The 14,238-nt window shown below is 69.7% G+C and carries 16 protein-coding genes; 8 read left to right on the top strand and 8 right to left on the bottom strand.

The features are described 5' to 3' along the window. The first annotated feature begins 89 nt into the window (after nucleotides 1–89). Nucleotides 90–989, top strand: coding sequence for a LysR family transcriptional regulator (locus tag ABT340_RS34015; protein ID WP_352014994.1), 900 nt, complete (start codon nucleotides 90–92; stop codon nucleotides 987–989). A gap of 5 nt (nucleotides 990–994) precedes the next feature. Here the strand turns inward: ABT340_RS34015 and ABT340_RS34010 are convergent, their stop codons facing one another. The 8 genes from ABT340_RS34010 to ABT340_RS33975 form a co-directional block, all read right to left on the bottom strand. After that, on the bottom strand, nucleotides 995–1,750 hold the full coding sequence (locus ABT340_RS34010) for a PIG-L deacetylase family protein (protein ID WP_352014993.1): 756 nt from the start codon (nucleotides 1,748–1,750) through the stop codon (nucleotides 995–997). Between the two features lie 3 nt (nucleotides 1,751–1,753). Continuing rightward, nucleotides 1,754–2,941 carry an ROK family transcriptional regulator gene (locus tag ABT340_RS34005; protein WP_352014992.1) on the bottom strand — a complete coding sequence of 396 codons (1,188 nt, stop codon included), beginning with the start codon at nucleotides 2,939–2,941 and terminating at the stop codon, nucleotides 1,754–1,756. Continuing rightward, on the bottom strand, nucleotides 2,941–3,771 hold the full coding sequence (locus tag ABT340_RS34000) for a carbohydrate ABC transporter permease (RefSeq protein ID WP_352014991.1): 831 nt from the start codon (nucleotides 3,769–3,771) through the stop codon (nucleotides 2,941–2,943). The genes ABT340_RS34005 and ABT340_RS34000 overlap by 1 nt, the downstream gene beginning before the upstream one ends. 1 nt (nucleotide 3,772) lies before the next feature. Beyond that, nucleotides 3,773–4,678, bottom strand: a complete 906-nt coding sequence (locus ABT340_RS33995; protein WP_352014990.1) for a carbohydrate ABC transporter permease — start codon at nucleotides 4,676–4,678, stop codon at nucleotides 3,773–3,775. Nucleotides 4,679–4,681: 3 nt separating this feature from the next. Further along, on the bottom strand, nucleotides 4,682–6,091 hold the full coding sequence (gene ngcE, locus ABT340_RS33990; RefSeq protein WP_352014989.1) for an N-acetylglucosamine/diacetylchitobiose ABC transporter substrate-binding protein: 1,410 nt from the start codon (nucleotides 6,089–6,091) through the stop codon (nucleotides 4,682–4,684). 85 nt (nucleotides 6,092–6,176) lie between these two features. After that, complete coding sequence (locus tag ABT340_RS33985) at nucleotides 6,177–6,794, bottom strand: BadF/BadG/BcrA/BcrD ATPase family protein (RefSeq protein WP_352014988.1); 618 nt, start codon at nucleotides 6,792–6,794, stop codon at nucleotides 6,177–6,179. A gap of 325 nt (nucleotides 6,795–7,119) precedes the next feature. Next, nucleotides 7,120–8,370 carry a 6-phospho-beta-glucosidase gene (locus ABT340_RS33980; RefSeq protein ID WP_352014987.1) on the bottom strand — a complete coding sequence of 417 codons (1,251 nt, stop codon included), beginning with the start codon at nucleotides 8,368–8,370 and terminating at the stop codon, nucleotides 7,120–7,122. A 522-nt stretch (nucleotides 8,371–8,892) separates the two neighbouring features. Beyond that, nucleotides 8,893–9,420, bottom strand: a complete 528-nt coding sequence (locus ABT340_RS33975; RefSeq protein ID WP_352014986.1) for an SgcJ/EcaC family oxidoreductase — start codon at nucleotides 9,418–9,420, stop codon at nucleotides 8,893–8,895. A gap of 66 nt (nucleotides 9,421–9,486) precedes the next feature. On the opposite strand from ABT340_RS33975, the gene ABT340_RS33970 reads away from it, so the two are divergent. From ABT340_RS33970 to ABT340_RS33940, 7 genes are all read left to right on the top strand, one after another. After that, nucleotides 9,487–9,945, top strand: coding sequence for a MarR family winged helix-turn-helix transcriptional regulator (locus tag ABT340_RS33970; protein WP_352014985.1), 459 nt, complete (start codon nucleotides 9,487–9,489; stop codon nucleotides 9,943–9,945). A gap of 138 nt (nucleotides 9,946–10,083) precedes the next feature. Then, a complete protein-coding gene (locus tag ABT340_RS33965; RefSeq protein ID WP_352014984.1) occupies nucleotides 10,084–10,647 on the top strand; it encodes an RICIN domain-containing protein in 564 nt (187 codons plus the stop codon). Nucleotides 10,648–10,887: 240 nt separating this feature from the next. Then, entirely contained in the window at nucleotides 10,888–11,466 is a 579-nt protein-coding gene (locus tag ABT340_RS33960; RefSeq protein WP_352014983.1) for a TetR/AcrR family transcriptional regulator, read from the top strand. Continuing rightward, nucleotides 11,463–12,641: an FAD-dependent oxidoreductase gene (locus ABT340_RS33955; RefSeq protein ID WP_352014982.1), complete on the top strand. Its 1,179-nt coding sequence runs from the start codon at nucleotides 11,463–11,465 to the stop codon at nucleotides 12,639–12,641. Before ABT340_RS33960 ends, ABT340_RS33955 begins: the two co-directional genes overlap by 4 nt. Nucleotides 12,642–12,737: 96 nt before the next feature. Then, nucleotides 12,738–13,067: a PadR family transcriptional regulator gene (locus ABT340_RS33950; protein ID WP_352014981.1), complete on the top strand. Its 330-nt coding sequence runs from the start codon at nucleotides 12,738–12,740 to the stop codon at nucleotides 13,065–13,067. 2 nt (nucleotides 13,068–13,069) lie between these two features. Next, on the top strand, nucleotides 13,070–13,471 hold the full coding sequence (locus ABT340_RS33945; protein WP_352014980.1) for a DUF1048 domain-containing protein: 402 nt from the start codon (nucleotides 13,070–13,072) through the stop codon (nucleotides 13,469–13,471). Next, the gene (locus ABT340_RS33940; RefSeq protein WP_352014979.1) at nucleotides 13,471–14,235 is read left to right on the top strand and encodes an ABC transporter ATP-binding protein; all 765 of its coding nucleotides are present in this window, start codon (nucleotides 13,471–13,473) and stop codon (nucleotides 14,233–14,235) included. Before ABT340_RS33945 ends, ABT340_RS33940 begins: the two co-directional genes overlap by 1 nt. The last annotated feature ends 3 nt before the right edge of the window (nucleotides 14,236–14,238 follow it).

Below are 14,238 nucleotides of genomic sequence, written 5' to 3'. Positions count from 1 at the left end.
GGAACCCATTGGAGTCCAGGAAGAAGCCGTGAACCAGAAGCGGTTATGACGTGCAGTGATCACCGATCGAGATGAATCAGAGGGCACGGATGGAGCTGCGGCAGCTGGAGTACTTCGTTGCGGTCGCCGAGGAGGGCGGGTTCGGCCGGGCGGCCGAACGGCTCAGCATCGTGCAGTCGGCGGTCAGCCAGCAGATCCGCCGCCTCGAACGCGAACTCGGTGTGCCGCTGTTCGACCGCTCGACCCGGCACGTGCACCTGTCCGGCGCCGGTGAACGCCTGCTGCCCGAGGCGCGCGCCGTACTCGCCGCCGTGAGTCGCACACGTCAGGTGGCCGCCGACATCGGCGCGGGCATCGACGGCGTCCTGCGCCTCGGGATCGTGCAGGGCCCCGGCGACCGGGTCTTCCGCACCCTGAACGAGCTGGCCGCCGTCGCGCCGCGGCTACAGGTCCGGCTGCGCCGGCTCCCCCTGCTCGCCCGCCTGTCCGCGGTCCGCACCGGCGAGCTCGACGCCGCCCTGGTCAGGGCGCTCACCGAGGCGCCCGGCCTCGAACTGCTTCCCGTCTGGACGGATCCGCTGTACGTGGCGCTGCCCGCCGCGCATCGGCTGGCGCGCTCGGCCGAGCCGAGGCTCCAGGACCTGGCGAGACTTCCGCTCCGGCTCGCCGCGCGTGAGGAAAATCCGCCCTTCCACGACCTGGTCACCGGAGCCTGCCGGGACGCCGGGGTGGCGCCGCCGCCGGGACCGCCGTTCACCACCCTCCAGGAGACCCTCGCCCACATCGGAGCCGGAGCCCCGTCCTGGACCGTCTTCTACGAGGTGGCGGGGCTGCCGGAGTTCCCCAGGGTCGCCATCCGCCCGCTGGCCGGACCACGGCTGACCACCTCGCTGGCCGTCCCCCCTGGCTCACCGACTCCCGCCCTGCGCCACCTGCTGCACAGCCTGACCCGCGTCGCACACGACGAGAGGCCGGACGACGCCGGTTGAACGGGTCAGAGGTTCTGGACGAACGGCAGCAACCGCCGCAGTTCGGCCGCGTCGGCCCGCCTGCCGTACGGGGCGAACTGGAAGGTCTCCGTCGACAGGTGGCCCGGCCAGTACTCGCCGACGAAGGCCCGGCAGGCGTCCACGTCGTCGGCCGGAGGAACCCGGTCCAGAAGACCGCGCTGGAACGGGCCGAACTCCAGGAACTGGGAGGCGTGCGCGAGGCAGGCGTCCACCTTGGCCTGCGCGACCGGCGTCACGTCCACCACCACGTCGTCCCGGTGCACCGGGTCGGAGGCGTAGTCGGTCATCAGCAGGCAGACCGGCTGCCGCTCAAGCGGGGGCTTGCCGCACTCGACGTTGCGCACGGTGACAAGTTCGACGGCCTGCTCGACCAGCTTCCCGGCGGCCCGGTTGTCCGGGTGGCCGGAGCCGTCGGCGTGCAGGGCGATCACCAGGTCGGGCCGCCAGGCACGGATCTCCCGCATCACCTGAAGGCGCAGCTCAACGGTCGGCTCAAGAAGGCCGTCATGCACGTCGAAGATCTCGTAGTTGACCACGCCGAGGGCGTCGGCCGCACGCCAGCCCTCCTCCGCCCTGCGGCGGGCCAGCGGAGCCCGTTCGAGCTCGTGGTGTCCGGCGTCGCCGTTGGTGAGCGTCAGGAACTTCACCGCGTGCCCGGCCTTGGACAGCAGTGCGGAGATGCCACCGGCGTAGAGCTCGGGTTCGTCGGGGTGGGCGGCGATCACCAGGGTGCGCAACATTTCTCAGCTTTCGTTGACGGGTCCGGTACGGCCTGCCGTACCGGCGTGGAAGACCTGCTCACGAGCCAGGTCGAGGGCGTGACGGACGGCGCCTTCCAGTACGGCGTTGCCGCTGACGCGGCTGACGGCGACGGTGACGGGCGCCAGACCGGTGGGGACCAGGAGGTCGGCGACGCGGGAGCGCAGCGCTTCCCCGGCCGCCGTGCAGACAGGGCCGCCGAGGACGACGTAGCCGGGGTCGAGTACGCCGACGGCCGCGGTCACGCCGAGCGCGACCCGCCTGGCGACGTCGTCGAGGAATTCGGCGGGGGGCTCGGCGCGGAGCAGCTCGGTGACCGCGCGCAGGGTGGGTTCGACCCCAAGCCCGTGCGCTGCGGCCAGTTCGGCGAGCGGGGCCGTACCGAGCAGCGCGCCGAGCGGGCCGCCGTCGGGGCCGTAGAGCCGCCCGCGGCTGACCGGGTCGGGCACGGTCACCGAGCCGACCTCACCGCCGCGCCCGGTGACGCCGCGCCACAGGACGTCGTTGAGCACGACTCCGGCGCCGACTCCGCTTCCCACCCAGAACAGGACGAAGCTACTGCCCTTGTGCTCCTCAAGCTCGCGGATCGCGACCAGGTTGACGTCGTTCTCCAGCCGGAAGCGTTCGGTGCCCAGCTGTTCGCGCAGGTCACCGAGGTCGTCGAGGTGCGACCAGCCGGACAGCTGCACCGCCTGGCTCAGCCGGTGGCCCCCGGCCTCCACGACGCCGGGGACACCCAGCACGATCTGGTCGAGGTCGTCGAGGGTGACCCCGGCGTCGTGGGCCGCGGCCTGCACGGCCTCGGTCAGGAACGCCACCGCGTCGGTGCCCTCGCCGGGGGCCTCGGCCTGGTGGCCGCCCCGGACCTCACCCGTGAGGTCGGAGACCGACACCTCGACGGCGCGTGCCGTCAGGTCCAGGCCCGCGACCCAGGAGGCCGAGCCGTTCAGCTCCCAGAGCTGGGCGGCGGGGCCCGCGTTGCCGGGCTTGGTGCCGGCCTTGCGCGCCAGGCGCCCGTTCTCCAGGCGGCGCAGCACCTCGGCGGCGGAGGCCTTGGAGAGCCCGGTGTGGAACTCCAGCTCGGCGCGGGTGAGGGAGCCGTGCCGCAGCAGCAGCTCCAGGGCCGCCCGTTCGTTGAGGGTTCTGAAGACGGTGGGGTTCCCGGTGGACACTACTTCACTGCTCCTGACGTCAGCCCGGACTGGATGTGCCGCTGGAAGACGATATAGGCCACGACCACCGGCAGAACGGTCATGCTGAGCGCCGCGAACAGGGCCGGCCAGTCCGCCTCATATCCGGCGATGGTGGAGATGTCGGCGATGCCCTGGGTGATGACCCAGTTGCTCTTGTCTCCGGGAAGCAGCACCAGGGGTAGGAGGTACTGGTTCCACTGGCCGAGCACGTTGAAGATGGTCAGGCTGACCATCCCCGGCTTGGCCATCGGCAGCATGACCTGGAAGAAGGTCCGGGTGTAGGAGGCGCCGTCGATCATCGCCGCCTCGGCGACCGCGTCGGGCAGCCCCCGGAAGAAGGAGGTGAGGAAGAAGATCGTGAAGGGCAGCGAGTAGGCGATGTAGACCAGGACCAGCCCGACGTGCGTGTTGAGCAGCCCGAGCCCGTCGACCACGAAGAACAGCGGCACCAGGGCGAGGAAGACCGGGAAGGCCATGCCCGAAACGAACAGGAAGTAGATCAGCCGGTTGCCGGGGAACTTGAACCTCGCCAGCACGTAGGCGGCCATGGAGCTGAGCAACATGGTGCCCGCGACGCCGAAGAAGACGACGATCACCGTGTTGAGCAGGTACCGGCCGACGTTGGCCCGCTCCCAGGCCCGCGCCCAGTTGTCCCAGCGCAGCTCGCCCGGCAGTTGGAGGGCGTCGCCGAAGATCTCGCCGTTGCTCTTGAAGGAGGCCAGCAGCGTCCAGATCAGCGGAGCGATGATGAGCAGGGCCCACACCGCGAGGATGGCCTGCGAAAGACCTCCGAAGAGTTTGCGGCCCATGTCAGTAGACGATCCTCTCGCGCCTGGTGACCCGCATCGTCAGTGCGGCGAAGGTGAGGGTCAGGAAGAACAGCGCCACACCGAGCGCCGAGGCGTAGCCGAACCGCGAGTAGCCGAAGGCGTTCTTGTAGATCTCCGTGGCCAGCACCGTGGTCGCGCCGTCGGGCCCGCCCTGCTCGATGGAGAGCACGTTGACCAGGGCGAAGCCGTCGAAGGCCGCGATCCCGAGATAGATCCAGCCGACCTGGACGGTGTCCCAGAGCAGCGGCAGGGTGATGGAGAAGAACAGCCGGGTACGGCCGGCGCCGTCCAGGGAGGCCGCCTCGAAGACGTCCTTCGGGATGGCGGCCATCCCCGCCGAGAAGAGGACGACGTAGAAACCGACCGCCTGCCAGACCATCACGGCGATGATCGACCAGAGCGCGAGTCTCTGGTCGGTCAGCCACCCGATCGGTTCCAGGCCCAGCTTGACGAGGGCGCCGTTGACCACACCACTGGCGTCGGGGCGGTAGACGGCCTTGAACAGCACGCCGACCACCGCCACCGCGAGCACCTGCGGCAGGAAGAAGACGACCCGGTAGAAACCGGAGCCCTTGACCCCGGTCATCGTGCCGCCGCGTGAGCCACCCGCCACGTTCAGCAGGTAGGCGAACAGCAGCGCGAGGAGAACCGTGACCAGCGGCATGGCGACGAGCAGGACCGCGTGGTTGCGGATCGCCTGCCAGAAGGTCTCGTTGCCGAACATCCGCCGGAAGTTGTCCAGCCCGACTAAGTTGAGCTTGGCCGAGACTCCCCGCCAGTCGGTCAGCGCGATCTGGAACGCCTGCACGTACGGGCTGATGACGAAGATGCCGTAGAGAACGACGGGAAGGAGCAGGAATCCCGCGACGAAGCCGTGCCGCCTCATCGGTCAGACGGTCCGGTTCTGCTTGGCGATGGAGGAGTCGGCCTTGAGCTCGTCCGCCTTCTTCTGCATGTTCTCGCAGAACTGGTCGGCGGTGATGCGACCGGCCATGACCGAGTTGGTCTGGGTCTGGCCGTGGTCGAACAGCTCCTTGTACCAGGTCTCGAAGCGGGCGTCGGTGATGGTGTTCTTCCCGGCGGCCTCCTGGGCCTTGGCGGCGCTGTTGACCGCCGAGGTGAGCTGCAGACCGTCCACCAGGCCGTTGACGATGGTGAGGTTCTTGGTCATCTCGGTGTAGCCGCGCGCGCCCTCCCTGGAGAGCATCATGCGCAGGTAGTCCAGGCCGCCCTGCGGGTTCTTGCCCTTGGCCGCGACGAAGAAGGCCTCGGAGACCCCGATCATGATCGCCTCGTACGGCAGGGCGTCCGTGGCGGTGATGCTCGGCACCGGGGCGATGGCGTACTCGAAGGTGTCCGGCTTGTCCTTGGCCATCTCGTTCTCCAGCCAGGAGCCGCACGGGTAGAACAGGACCTTGTCCTGCAGGTGCTTGATCTGGGTCTGGGTGTGGTCGAGACCGAAGTAGGCCTTGTCGCCGTAGTCCTTCTGGATCTGCGCCCAGGCGGCGACGGCCTGCCGGACCGGCTCGGCGGTCCAGGCGCCGTCGGCCAGGTTGTCGATGTCGATGATGACCTTGTTGCCGCCGACCTTGGCGGCGCTGTAGACGAGGTTCCACAGCTGGTAGAACGGGCCGACCTGGCCGGGGTAGGCGAACAGGGTGATCCCGGCCTTCTTCGCCTCCTCGCCGAGGGTGTTGAACTCCGCCCAGGTCTTGGGAACGGTCCAGCCCTTGGACTCGAAGAGCTTGGCGTTGTACCACAGGGCGCGGTGGGCCACGGTGTACTGCAGGACCCTCGGCACGCCGTCGATCAGCGAGTTCTCGTAGGCGCCGCCGACGAGGGTGTCCTTGACCTTCTTGTCGGGGAAGGCCAGGGAGGGGGCCTCGAAGAGCGGGGTGAGGTCGGCCAGGTGTCCCTCCTGGACCAGCGACTGCAGGTCGAGCGCCTCGGGGCCCGAGTTGTTGACCACGTCGGGCACGTCACCGGCGATGAAGCGGGGGCGCAGCTGGGTGCCGACCTTCTGCGTGGCGACGTGCTTGAGCTCGGCCTTCGGGTACGCCTTGCGGTAGGCGGCCTCGTGCAGGTCCACGGCGTACTTGTCGCCGTTGCCGCCGCTGAAGATGACGACTTCCAGCCGCCGGGCGGCGTCCACGCCGAGCGGGTTGTTCGTTGAGGTCGCGGCGGCGGAGGCGGTGGGGCTGGGGGCGGCTTCGCGACCGGCGGTCGCGCAGGCGGCGAGAGGGGTGGCGAGCGCGGCGAGACCGAGCCCGCGCAGGACTTCGCGGCGGCTGAGGGACATGCTTCCTCCTGGCGCTAACCGTCCGGATACCTTCCAGACGGTTAGCGGCCGACTATAGGTCGCCTCTCCTCAACCCGTCAAGAGTTCAGAACCGCCCGAGCAGTCGGGCTTTCGCGTCCTCACCTGCGCCGATGTGATCCAGGGCGCTCAACGCCGCGCCCACGACGGGCGGCAGTTCGGCGACGACCCGCTCCGCCAGCGGCATGCGGGCCGCGAACCGTTCGTCGAGCAGCGTGGTGAGCAGCGGATCGCGGGCCCGCAGCACGCCCCCGCCCAGGACCACCTCGGTCGGCGTACTGAGCAGGTCGAGCCGGGTGAGGCAGACCTGGGCCATTGTGGCGATCTCGTCGGCCAGCCGCGAGACCAGCCCACGGGCGATCTCGTCGCCGTCCGCGGCCACCCTGAACAGCCCCGGCGTCAGCTCAAGCAGCCGTTCCCGTCCCAGGACGCCGAGGTGCAGGTCGATCACCACCCGCTCGACCGTGTCCGCGCCGAAGTGCGACCTGACCAGCTCTGCGAGCCCGGTCGGGGCTCCCCTGCCGTCCTCGGCGCGGGCCGCGTGCCAGAGCGTCTCCGACGACAGGCCGAGACCGCCGCCCCAGTCGCCGCTGATCGCCCCCAGGGACAGGAACCGGGCGACCCGCCCCGACGGCGCGACGCCGACCGCGTTGATCCCCGCGCCGCAGACCACCGCGACCCCCACGGGCCGGACGCCCCCGACCGCAGGAGGGCGAAGGTGTCGTTGCGCACCACGACGTCCCTGGCCAGCGCGCGCCCCGAGATCTCGGCCTCGATCGCCCGCTCCTCCTCGGGCAGGTCCACCCCGGCCAGGAAGGTGACCAGGTGGTCGGCCCGGCCGATGAACCCGATCTCCTGCCGTACCACCCTCTCGATGACGTCGGTCGCGGGCCCGACCCCCTCGCTCTGCGGCGCGAAGGGGCCACCCCGGCCACGGGCGAGGATCTCGCCGAGCTCGTTCAGCAGCACCACGTCGGTCTTGCTGTTGCCGCCGTCGACGGCCAGCACGTTCACCACGACAGGTACCCGCTGTTCTTCTCCAGCAGCAGCTCGGTCAGCTCGGCGGCGATCGCCTCCTGCCCGACCAGCGGGTGCGCGAGAAGCGCGTTGCGCACCCGGTCCGCCCCGCCGTACAGCGCCGCCTGCAGGGCCAGCTCCTCGTAGGCGGACACGCCCGCGATCAGGCCCGCGTAGAGCGGCTCGACCGGCTCGACCGGCAACGGTACGGCTCCCGCCGCGGTGACCTTCGCGGGCACCTCGACGACCGCGTCGTCGGACAGGAAGGGCAGCGTGCCGTTGTTGCGGGTGTTGACCACCTGCACGTCACCGCGGTCGCCGAGCAGCGAGGCGATGAGCGCCACGGCCGCCTCGGAGTAGAAGGCCCCGCCGCGCTTGGCCAGCTGCTCGGGCTTGGTGTCGACGGAGGGGTCGGCGTAGAGCCTGAGCAGCTGCTCCTCAAGAGCCGCGACCTCGGAGGCCCGGGAGGGCCGGGTCCGCTGCTCCTCGACCACCAGGTCGTGGGCGTAGAAGTAACGCAGGTAGTAGGAGGGTACGACCTGGAGACGCTCGATGAGCTCCAGGGGCAGGCGCAGGTCGTCGGCGATGGCCTGCCCGTGCTCGGCGATCAACCTGGGCAGCACGTTCTCGCCGTCCACGTACACCGCGCGCTCCCAGGTCAGGTGGTTGAGCCCGACATGGCCGAGCCGGACCCGCTCGGGGGCCAGGCCGAGGTGGGCGGCGAAGCGGCGCTGGAAGCCGATCGCCACGTTGCACAGCCCGATCGCACGGTGCCCGTCGTCCAGCAGCGCCCTGGTCACGATGCCGACGGGGTTGGTGAAGTCGACGATCCAGGCCTCCGGGGCGTGCTCCCTGACCGTGGCCGCCAAGCCGCGCACGACCGGCACCGTGCGCAGGGCCTTGGCCAGGCCTCCAGCGCCGGTGGTCTCCTGTCCGACACAGCCGCACGCCAGCGGGAACGTCTCGTCGACGTCGCGTGCCGCCTGGCCGCCCACCCTGAGCTGGAAGAGTACGGCCTGCGCGCCCTCGACACCCCGCTGGAGGTCGGAGGTGGCGACGACCTCGGCGGGGTGCCCGGCCCGGGCCAGCATGCGGCGGGAGACCCCCGCGACCAGCTCAAGACGGGAGGCGTCGGGATCGACGAGCGCGATCTCGGTCAACGGGAGCTCGTCACGCAGGCGGGCGAACCCGTCGATCAGCTCCGGCGTGTAGGTCGAACCGCCTCCGACAACGGCGAGTTTCACTGGCGTCCTTCCGATCTTCCGGTCCGCAGGTTAGGAAACTTTCCTAACTTTTGGACAAATCTAGAAAGAAGGGGAGCATCCAGTCAATACATGACATTGGCTTGCGGCGCGCCGGGAGCGTCGGCGGTGATCCACATCCCGGGGCGTCGCGCAGGGGCCGGTGGTCCGCGTCCTGGGGTGCTGTGCCGGGAGGCCGGTGATCCGCGTTCCGGGCCGTCACACCGGGAGGCCGGTGGTCCACGTCCTGGAGCCGTCGCGCTGGGAGGCCGGTGGTCCACGTCCCGGGCCGTCGCGTCATGGGAGAAAGCCGGTCCGTCCTTTTCCCTTCGCGGGACGAGGGCGTGATCGACGACCGGGAGAATTCCGCCGAGGGCGTCTTCGCCGAGCCCTCTGAGCTTTTTCCGGGATCTTCTCCGGGCTTTCCCCGGGGGTTTCCCCGCGTTTCCCGCACTCGGCGCGCGTTCGCCGACGACCCTCGGGCACCTGCTTTGAGCAGCGGAAACGCAGCGGAAACAATGTCCTTTAGCGGGATCGGTTCTGGCCGACGCCGAATCGGCGCGCGACACGTGACATCAGCCGGGACATCCTCGAAGGAAACGCGTCGGGCTCGGGAACGGCGATGGGGCGGACGCGGCCGTTGTGAATGGCGCCGATTCTCCAGCCGGTTTCCGTCCGCACCACGACGACGGTCTGCCGCGACAGCCGCCGCCTGGGGAGGGTGGACCGCCACGGCATCAGGACGGAGGCCGTACCGTGCACGACCGCCACGTCCGGGGTGAGGTATCGGATCGACTCCAGGTCGCCGACCAGCGCGGAGCCGGCCAGGACGCCGCGGAAGAGCTTGTCATGGTTGTGCTGGTGGGCCTGGCGGCCACGGGCGACGGTCCCGTCGTAGGAGACGTAGTCGGAGTCGTCGGTGAACAGCGCGCCGAACGCCTGGGCGTCACCCGCCGTCCAGGCCGCGAGGAAGTCGGCGAAGAGTCTCTCGATCTCGGCGGTGTCGTCGGTTCGCGGGCTGGAAGCGGTGCCGGTGAGGATGGTCGAGCGCATGGGGGTCCCTCCGTACGTGATATCGTCGTTTCGACGAACGAAATGTACGATATCAGAAAGCTTCGAATGTCGAAACAAGCTGTCATCGGAGAGATCGCGACGGAGCTGCGGCGGCTGCAGCAGAGCTTCGACGCCTTCGACGAGGCGGCCGCCGCCCGGCTGCGCCTCAACCGCACCGACCTGCGCTGCCTCGACGTGGTGCTCGCCGAGGGCCCGGTGCCCGCGGGCGCGCTCAGTCTCGCGCTGAAGCTCAGTCCGGCGGCCACCACCACGGTCATCGACCGGCTGGAGCGCGCCGGAATGGTGGTCCGCTCCACGGATCCGGAGAACCGTCGCCGGGTCCTGGTCTCCGCGACCGACGCCGCCCGCTCGGCCGAGGCTGAGATCTTCGTCCCGGTCGGCCGGGCGGGTGCCCAGGCGCTGGGGGAGTACGAGCCGGACCAGCTGGCCGTCATCCTCGATTTCCTGCGTACCGCCCGAAGGGTCCAGGAGGATCAGGCCGCCCGGGTCAGGGCCCTCTCCTGAGCCGGGCCTCACCTTCCGGTGAGTCATGCCTGCCCGTGGGGGATCAGTCCTCTGCTCCGACGGGCCCGTTGTGACCGGCCCGTCGTTGTTGGAACGATGTCACCCTCCGAAGTTGATCGACTACAGAGAGGGAGTGGCATGGGAAGGACCTACCGGACCCGTGGCGGGCGTGGCCTCGCAAGGATGGCGGTGGCCGCGATGCTGCTGCTCGGCTCCTGGGCGATGAGCAGCCTGGGCGCAACCGCCAACGCCGCCGCGGACGGCACCCAGCCCCTGGCCGCCGCCGCGAACGTCTACCGGATCGTCAACACGGCCTCCCACAGCTCGCTGCGGGCATACAACGAGGGCAACGCGGTCTTCGTCTCCAGCACCCGGGAGAATCCGGGACCGTTCGAGCTGTGGGAGATCACCCCGGTCCAGGGCGGGTTCACGATCAAGAACGTCGGCCTGAGCCTCACCCGCGGTGCCGCCGTCTACGCCTCGGTGTCACGGTCGGAGGAGGGGGAACCGGTCATCACCGACCGTCAGCCGACCACCTGGTCCGTGGAATCGGCGGGCGGCGGCACCTTCGTCGTCAAGGCGCCCAACGAGGACCTGCTGTGGAACGTCGAGCCCCCGGTGGTTCCACGCGGCGATGTGGCGCTGCGCGGCGCGAACGGGTCCGACACCCAGCGCTGGCAGTTCGTGCCCGTGAACGAGTAAGACCCGTAGGACTCCCCTCCTGAGGAGGGTGAAACGGCCCGCTTCCTGATTTTCCGCAGCGCATCACACGCGTGAGCGAGGAGGCGGGCCGTTTTTGTTTGGCCGGCTCCGGTGAGCCCCGTCTGATCGACCTCGCTCCTCTCCGCCACGTCGGCGGCTTGGGAGGTATATTTTGGGCAAGTGTCCAAGTCGATTGTCCAAGTCGTATGTCCAGAGGAGCGGGAGACGGTGGAGAAGTCGGTGGAACGAGGTCGGGCGACCAGGCAGCGGTTGTTCGACGCCGCGGTGGCGTTGATCGGCGAGGTCGGTTGGGGCGGCGTCACCACACGGATGGTCGCCGAACGCGCGGGGGTGGCTCCGGGTGTGGTGCACTACCACTTCGCGTCGGTGACGGACCTGCTGGTCGAGGCCTCGACCGCGTTCGCCGGCGCGTTGTTCGGTGAGGTCGCGCACCGGCTGGCCGAACAGCCGGACATCGAGAGCGGCCTCGACTGGCTGCTGGGCGAACTGTCCGGCTACACCGGCACGGACCCCGCCTCACTGTTGATCGTGGAGACGCACCTGGCCTCCGGCAGGCTCCCCGAGCTCCGCGCCCGGCTCCGCGACATGATCGACGACTTCCGCGCGTGTGTGGTCTCGTGGCTGCGCGCCCGCGGCCACACCGGCGACGCCGAGGCCGCCGCCGTCCTGCTCGCGGCGACCCTGGACGGCCTGGTGCTGCACCACAGCCTCGATCCCGCCATGGACGTCGCCGCGCTCGCCGGTCCCCTGCGGGCCATGCTGCGGGCGGACGGGCACGCGGGGAGTGAGGGGCGATGAGGGCGCTCATCTGCGGCGCGGGAATCGCCGGGCTCACCCTGGCCTGGCACCTGGAGCGCATGGGGTGGCAGGTCGAGGTGGTCGAACGCGCCCCCGCCCTCCGGGACGGCGGATACATGATCGACTTCTACGGGCCGGGATACGAGGTGGCCGAGCGGATGGGCCTGGCCCCCCGCCTGCTTGAGGCCCGCTACCCGGTCAACGAACTCGGCTACGTCGACCGTGTCGGGCGGCGGACCAGCCGCCTGGTCATGCCCGAGTCCTTCAACCGGGTGGTGAGCCTGCTGCGCACCGACCTGGTCCGTGCCGTCCACGACGGCGTGCGCGCCCCGGTGACGTACGGCACCAGCGTCGCGGGCATCGGGCAGGACGGCGAAGGCGTCACCGTGGAGCTGACCGACGGCACGCGGCGCGAGGTCGACCTCCTCGTGGGCGCGGACGGAGCACATTCCCAGGTCAGGAAGCTGGCCTTCGGCGCCGAGAGCGGATTCGTGCGTTACCTCGGTCACCGGGTCGCCGCCTACGTCATCGACGACGAGGCGCTCAGCAGGAAGATCGGCACGCGCTACCAGATGCTGACCGTGCCGGGGCGGATGGCCGGTGCCTACGCGCTGCGCGGAGACCGGCTCGCGCTGCTGTTCCTGTGCCGCGAGCCCGACCCCACCCTGCCCGAAGACCCGGCCGCCTGGCTGCGGCACACCTACGGCGACCTCGGCTGGATCCTGCCGGAGGCGCTCTCCCGCTGCCCGGACCCCGCCGAGATCTACTGTGACCAGGTGACCCAGATCGGCATGGAGCACTGGAGCACCGGACGGGTCGCCCTGCTCGGGGACGCCTGCCAGGCGGTGTCCCTGTTCGCCGGGCACGGCGCGTCCATGGCGATGGCCGGGGCGTGGGTGCTCGCCGACGAACTGGCGACGGCCGGAGCGGCCCGTGTCCCGGACGCGCTGGCCGCCTACCAGAGGCGGGTACGGCCGACCATCGAGGAGGTGCAGGCGTTCGGTCGCCGGTTCATCCAGTGGATGGCGCCCTCCAGCGGGCTGCGCATCGCCGCACGTGACTGGATGCTCCGTCTGGCCTCCCTGCCGGGCGCTGACCGGCTGTTTCTCAACTCGCTCACCGCCGGTGGACACGGGCTCATCGTCACCCGCGCCGGAGGCGGTCTGCGGGGGTGACCACGGTCTGAGCTATTTGGTGTTGCTAAGTACCGGTAGTCAGTGTTACTTTCTACTGGTACTTAGCAGTATCGAGTAGCTGAAAGGGGGCACTCCATGGGCAAACAGGCCACGGAGATGCTCAAGGGAACACTGGAGGGCATCGTCCTGGCGATCCTCTCCACCCGGGCCGCCTACGGCTACGAGATCACAGCATGGCTGCGTGAACAGGGCTTCTCCGACATCGCCGAGGGCACCATCTACGCACTGCTGGTCAGGATCGAACAGCGCGGCCTGGTCGATGTGGCGAAGGTCCCCTCGGAGAAGGGGCCGCCACGCAAGGTGTACTCCCTGAACGCCCAGGGGCGGGAGTACCTCGACGAGTTCTGGAGAACCTGGGCATTCCTCGCCGAAAGGCTTGAACAACTCCGCGAAGGGAGCAACTAGACATGACCAGAGAACCGGACGAGTCGAAGAGCCGCTACCTGAAGTACCTGGAGGTCGTCACCGGGTCGCTGGAGGAGAAGAAGCGCTACCGGCAGTACAAGGCACGGATCAAGCAGCTTCCCGAGAACTACCGCATCGCGGTCGAGGCGCTGGAGCGCTACCTGATGCACTTCGGCCCGGTCGACGGCGCGGGCGCGATGGAGATGTACGAGGACCTGGCCGACCTGTTCGAACAGAGCGTGTCGGACGGAACCCCGATCCGCGACGTCTTCGGCGACGACCCCGTGGAGTTCGTCGAGGCCTTCATCCAGAACTACCCGGCCGGGCAGTACCGGGCCCGCGAGCGCAACCGCTTCACCGACGCCGTCGCCCGCGCCGCGGGGGAGAAGGACAGGACCGTCTGATGACGACACAACAAACCCCCGCCATCCAGGTGCGGGACCTGCGGAAGTCCTACAAGGACCTGCACGTCCTGCGCGGCGTGGACTTCGAGGTGGCGCGGGGCAGCGTCTTCGCGCTGCTCGGCTCCAACGGCGCGGGCAAGACCACCGCCGTGAGGATCATGTCCACCCTGCTCAAGCCCGACGCCGGAGTCGTCCGCGTCAACGGCTTCGACGTCACCACCCAGGCGGCGAACGTCCGTGAGTCGATCAGCCTGACCGGGCAGTTCGCCGCGGTCGACGAGATCCTCACCGGCAGGGAGAACCTCATGCTGGTCGCCCGCCTGCGCCACCTCGCCAACCCCGCCCAGGTCGCCGACGACCTGCTGCGCCGCTTCTCCCTGACCGACGCCGGGGGACGCAGGGCGGCCACCTACTCCGGCGGCATGCGCCGCCGCCTCGACATCGCGATGAGCCTCATCGGCGACCCGCCGATCATCTTCCTCGACGAACCCACCACCGGCCTGGACCCCCAGGCCCGCCTGGAGGTCTGGCAGACCGTCAGGGACCTCACCGCCCAGGGCACCACGGTCCTGCTCACCACCCAGTACCTCGACGAGGCCGAACACCTCGCCGACCGGATCGCGATCCTCCACCAGGGCCGCATCATCGTCGACGGCACCCTCGCCGACCTCAAGCGGCTGCTGCCGCCCGCCAAGGTCGAATACGTGGAGAAGCAGCCGTCCCTGGAGGAGATCTTCCTCACCCTCGTTGGCACGAACACCTAGGAA

Source organism: Streptosporangium sp. NPDC000239, assembly GCF_040300765.1.
Taxonomy (GTDB): domain Bacteria; phylum Actinomycetota; class Actinomycetes; order Streptosporangiales; family Streptosporangiaceae; genus Streptosporangium.
Note: the sequence above shows the minus strand (reverse complement) of the source record. Positions and strands in the feature narration are given on the sequence as shown.

Coding starts and splice junctions, on each gene's coding strand:
- ABT340_RS33945 (WP_352014980.1), top strand. CDS start 13,070: ATGACCAGAGAACCGGACGAGTCGAAGAGCCGCTACCTGAAGTACCTG.
- ABT340_RS34015 (WP_352014994.1), top strand. CDS start 90: ATGGAGCTGCGGCAGCTGGAGTACTTCGTTGCGGTCGCCGAGGAGGGC.
- ngcE (WP_352014989.1), bottom strand. CDS start 6,091: ATGTCCCTCAGCCGCCGCGAAGTCCTGCGCGGGCTCGGTCTCGCCGCG.
- ABT340_RS33995 (WP_352014990.1), bottom strand. CDS start 4,678: ATGAGGCGGCACGGCTTCGTCGCGGGATTCCTGCTCCTTCCCGTCGTT.
- ABT340_RS33955 (WP_352014982.1), top strand. CDS start 11,463: ATGAGGGCGCTCATCTGCGGCGCGGGAATCGCCGGGCTCACCCTGGCC.
- ABT340_RS33940 (WP_352014979.1), top strand. CDS start 13,471: ATGACGACACAACAAACCCCCGCCATCCAGGTGCGGGACCTGCGGAAG.
- ABT340_RS33950 (WP_352014981.1), top strand. CDS start 12,738: ATGGGCAAACAGGCCACGGAGATGCTCAAGGGAACACTGGAGGGCATC.
- ABT340_RS33975 (WP_352014986.1), bottom strand. CDS start 9,420: ATGCGCTCGACCATCCTCACCGGCACCGCTTCCAGCCCGCGAACCGAC.
- ABT340_RS34000 (WP_352014991.1), bottom strand. CDS start 3,771: ATGGGCCGCAAACTCTTCGGAGGTCTTTCGCAGGCCATCCTCGCGGTG.
- ABT340_RS33970 (WP_352014985.1), top strand. CDS start 9,487: ATGTCGAAACAAGCTGTCATCGGAGAGATCGCGACGGAGCTGCGGCGG.
- ABT340_RS33965 (WP_352014984.1), top strand. CDS start 10,084: ATGGGAAGGACCTACCGGACCCGTGGCGGGCGTGGCCTCGCAAGGATG.
- ABT340_RS34010 (WP_352014993.1), bottom strand. CDS start 1,750: ATGTTGCGCACCCTGGTGATCGCCGCCCACCCCGACGAACCCGAGCTC.